Genomic DNA, 3,817 nt, shown 5'->3' with positions numbered 1-3,817 from the left:
AAAGGGCGTTCGAAAAGTGTTTGGATATCACTTTTCGGACAGCTTCCCTTTTCTGTTTTCCATAATGATTGTTCGATGCTTTAAATTAGTGAAGAGTAGATTTCACTTAATAGGAATTTTTTTCTTTTTTATAGTAGTTAATGCAGGGCTAATGGTAGAATATACATATCTAAAATGAGGAGGGGAAGCGAATGACGTATTCACCTGTGTGGGATTTGGATGTGTTTTTTTCTGGAGGGAGCAATTCTGAACAATTCGCAGCATACATCAACACAATTAAAGAGGAATTGACACAACTAGATCGACTTATTACTGATTGGCAAGTAGTTTCTAATGAAGAAGATGCAGTTGCTTTACATAATATTCTACCGTTAATTGCTAACATTGAAATGAAGTTAAATCAAAGTGATAGTTTTGTTGGATGCTTGGAAGCGCAAGATATGAAAGATTATGGTTCAAAAAGATGGCGTTCCCAGATAACGACTCTGTTTGCGACTTATACTAGCCTGCAAGCAAAATTAGATGAAAAGTTTGTGAAGATAAACAAATTGTTTTTTCAACAATTAATTCAAAATGATGAGTTTGAAGAATTGCAATTTATTCTTAGTGAACGTAGACGAAATGCGAAAGAAAAGCTTTCTGTAACAGAAGAAACATTAATTGAGCAGCTTGGTATTGATGGGTATCATGGCTGGAGTGAACTATATGATAGCTTAGTGGGATTTATTACTATTCCGTTTGAAGAGAAAGGTAAGACTGAAATGTTGTCGGTAGGGCAGGCAGCTAATAAGTTTTCACATCCGGATCGTAGTGTAAGGAAGCGAATATTTAAGGAATGGGAAAAGGCGTGGAGTGATAAAGAAGAATTGTTTGCACATGCATTAAACCATTTAGCAGGATATCGGTTAACTGTATATGAGAAGCGTGGATGGAATAACGTTTTGAAAGAACCGCTTGAGATTAGCCGTATGAAAGAAGAAACATTAAATAGTATGTGGGAAGCTATTACGAAGAATAAGCATCACCTTGTTGCATTTCTTCAACGAAAAGCAAAGTTGTTAGGTATAGAGAAATTAAGTTGGTATGATTTAGATGCACCACTTCAGACAACTACTGGTCAACATATGACCTATGATGAAGGTGCGAAGTTCATTCTAAAGCACTTTTCTTCATTTGGAAAGCAGTTAACGACTTTTACAGAAAAGGCTTTTGAAGATAGATGGATAGAGGCGGAAGATCGCTCCAATAAACGACCAGGTGGATTTTGTACAGACTTCCCTGAGAGTAAGCAATCCAGAATCTTCATGACCTACTCAGGAACTCCAGATAATATTTCGACACTGGCTCATGAGCTAGGGCATGCTTTTCATTCTTATGCAATGCGTGATGTTCATCCTCTGAATGGCAATTATGCGATGAATGTGGCAGAAACAGCTTCAACATTTGCAGAGATGATTGTATCTGATGCATCAGTGAATGAAGCAACAAAAAAAGAAGAAAAAATTGCAATGCTTGAAAATAAAATTCAAGGAATCATTGCGTTTTTCATGAATATCCATGCACGATTCTTATTTGAAACAAGATTTTATGAAGAACGTCGAAACGGAACAGTTTCTTCGGATCGATTAAATGAACTAATGTTAGAAGCACAAAGAGAAGCGTATTGTGATGCACTTGACGAATATCATCCACAGTTTTGGGCTTCTAAGCTACATTTTTACATTTCTTCTACACCATTTTATAATTTTCCATACACATTTGGATTTTTGTTTTCTCGGGGAATTTACGAAAAAGCATTACATGCAGGAGAAGGATTTGAAGAGCAGTATATCGCCTTGCTTAAAGATACTGGCTGCATGACAGTAGAAGATTTAGCAATGAAACATTTCCAAGAAGATATGACAAAGATTGATTATTGGGAACGTGCGGTTCAATCATGTGTGAAAGATATCGAGTTATTCTTGCAATTAACAGAATAGAGTAAATATGATACTTTGGAAGATAATATAATTTATAATCAAAAAATCGTCTCTAAAATATAGAGACGATTTTTTTGATGAAAATTAGATTTTTTTAAGTTTGAAAGGACTAATCATTGAAAGTGCTAATAAGCACATTAACAATAAATAAAACACTGGTGGAAATGCTTGAATTCCTAAGTAGCTTAATGTCGCTAAACAGCCAGCCGCTGTAATGGGTAAACCAGTAAAGTAGCCTTTGCTTTCAGTGATGTTAAACTTAGCAAGACGAAAAGCGCCGCAACCAATATATAGGACTGTGAAAAACATACCTGGTGCTCCAAGATTGATAAGAACTGCTTGATAAATAAGCAGTGCAGGAGCTACTCCAAATGATATAATATCACTCATAGAATCAAGTTGTTTCCCAAGTTCTGATTCTATATTGAATTTTCTGGCAATCATGCCATCGAAACGATCGGCTAATGCTGCTACAAAAATTAATAATAAGCTATAATTTAAATGACCATTAATACCTGCCAAAATGGCAAAACCACCAAGACATAGATTCATTAAGGTCATAAGGTTAGCGGTTTGTGATTTTAACTTTTTAATGGTTTGGTCTAAAACACCCGACAAGAACATTCTGCTCACTCCTTTTTTAACCGGATGGGATGAGACAATTAATACACGCTTATTGTATAATAATATTTTATTCTTTGCACATTATGCAAGGGATAATGGCTTTATTTTAATTAATGGAGGATTTTTCATTGAAAAAATTATGGTATAGGTTTTTTATCTTTTTGACAAATCATAAAGCGTCATCAATGATGCTTATGAAGTTTAGTCAATCTAAACTGAGTAGGGGGATTATACCTTCCTATGATCGGTTGTATAAGCTAAATTGGGAAGACGTTGAGAAGGAAAGAGGAGATTTCAACACACTTCATGACTTGTTTACACGCAAACTAAAAACAGGAGTACGAAATGTGAATCAAGAAAAAAATACAGTAGTGAGCCCTGTAGATGCTGTATATGAAGATTATGGAGTTATTCAAAGTGATAGCAATATTGTTGTGAAAGGTAAAGGGTACTCCATCCAAGAAATGCTTGGAGATGATGCTGTACTTGAGAAGTACCTTGGTGGTCAATATATGATCTTGTATTTAAGCCCAAGTCATTATCATCGTATTCACTCTCCGGTTGAAGGAGAAGTTGTGAAGCGCTGGTCACTAGGTAAGCTATCGTATCCTGTAAATAAACTAGGTTTGAAATATGGTAAATCGACGTTATCAAAAAATTTTCGAGTGATTACTGAGATAAAGCATGCATTTGGCTATCTTTCAGTTGTTAAAGTAGGTGCAATGTTTGTAAATAGTATTGAAATAACGAACGATAGTGATAAGCTTCAAAAAGGTGAAGAAGTAGCTTACTTTAGTTTTGGCTCGACTGTTGTTCTTCTATTTGAAAAGGATACGTTTGAATTGAAACAAGATTTACAAGCATCTTCTGAAGTTAAGTATGGAGAGGTATTAGGGTATTTAAAACAGTAAAATATTAAAATAAAAAGCCTGATTGCTCTTAAAGAGAACAAGTCAAGCTTGATCTATAAAAAATGTATCTTACTTGTTATGATGATACTTTAATTTTGTGAGACAAGGCACGTCGGTGAATTTCAATTTCAATTAATCGAATAAAGTCCGTGCCAAGTTTGAGTTCTTTAGCTTTGAGATATGATTCAATTAATAAATCATCAGACAGTCTATTCATTTGAGTCAGCCAGTTGGCTATTCACCTCCATTGAAAAGTAGTAGGTATATTTATCGGTAACCATCATATATTAGATAGTTAAAGTG

General features: G+C 34.7%; 4 protein-coding genes. 2 read left to right on the top strand and 2 right to left on the bottom strand.

Annotation, left to right across the window (positions count from 1 at the left end; genetic code table 11):
- Window positions 1-191: 191 nt before the first annotated feature.
- The gene (locus V7014_RS21815; RefSeq protein WP_335510281.1) at window positions 192-1,979 is read left to right on the top strand and encodes a M3 family oligoendopeptidase; all 1,788 of its coding nucleotides are present in this window, start codon (window positions 192-194) and stop codon (window positions 1,977-1,979) included.
- 84 nt (window positions 1,980-2,063) lie between these two features.
- On the opposite strand, the gene pssA is transcribed toward V7014_RS21815, so the two are convergent.
- Window positions 2,064-2,603 carry a CDP-diacylglycerol--serine O-phosphatidyltransferase gene (pssA, locus tag V7014_RS21810; protein WP_335510279.1) on the bottom strand — a complete coding sequence of 180 codons (540 nt, stop codon included), beginning with the start codon at window positions 2,601-2,603 and terminating at the stop codon, window positions 2,064-2,066.
- Between the two features lie 128 nt (window positions 2,604-2,731).
- Between pssA and V7014_RS21805 the strand changes: the two genes are divergently transcribed.
- A complete protein-coding gene (locus V7014_RS21805) occupies window positions 2,732-3,514 on the top strand; it encodes a phosphatidylserine decarboxylase (RefSeq protein ID WP_335510277.1) in 783 nt (260 codons plus the stop codon).
- 76 nt (window positions 3,515-3,590) lie between these two features.
- On the opposite strand, the gene V7014_RS21800 is transcribed toward V7014_RS21805, so the two are convergent.
- Entirely contained in the window at window positions 3,591-3,731 is a 141-nt protein-coding gene (locus tag V7014_RS21800) for a sporulation histidine kinase inhibitor Sda (protein WP_335510276.1), read from the bottom strand.
- Window positions 3,732-3,817 lie beyond the last annotated feature (86 nt).

It is taken from the genome of Bacillus sp. JJ722 (genome assembly GCF_036963345.1).
Lineage (GTDB): Bacteria > Bacillota > Bacilli > Bacillales > DSM-1321 > Bacillus_AD.
Note: the sequence above shows the minus strand (reverse complement) of the source record. Positions and strands in the feature narration are given on the sequence as shown.

Excerpts from the sequence above, each read along its gene's own strand:
- V7014_RS21815 (WP_335510281.1), top strand. The coding sequence starts at position 192 with ATGACGTATTCACCTGTGTGGGATTTGGATGTGTTTTTTTCTGGAGGG.
- pssA (WP_335510279.1), bottom strand. The coding sequence starts at position 2,603 with ATGTTCTTGTCGGGTGTTTTAGACCAAACCATTAAAAAGTTAAAATCA.
- V7014_RS21800 (WP_335510276.1), bottom strand. The coding sequence starts at position 3,731 with ATGAATAGACTGTCTGATGATTTATTAATTGAATCATATCTCAAAGCT.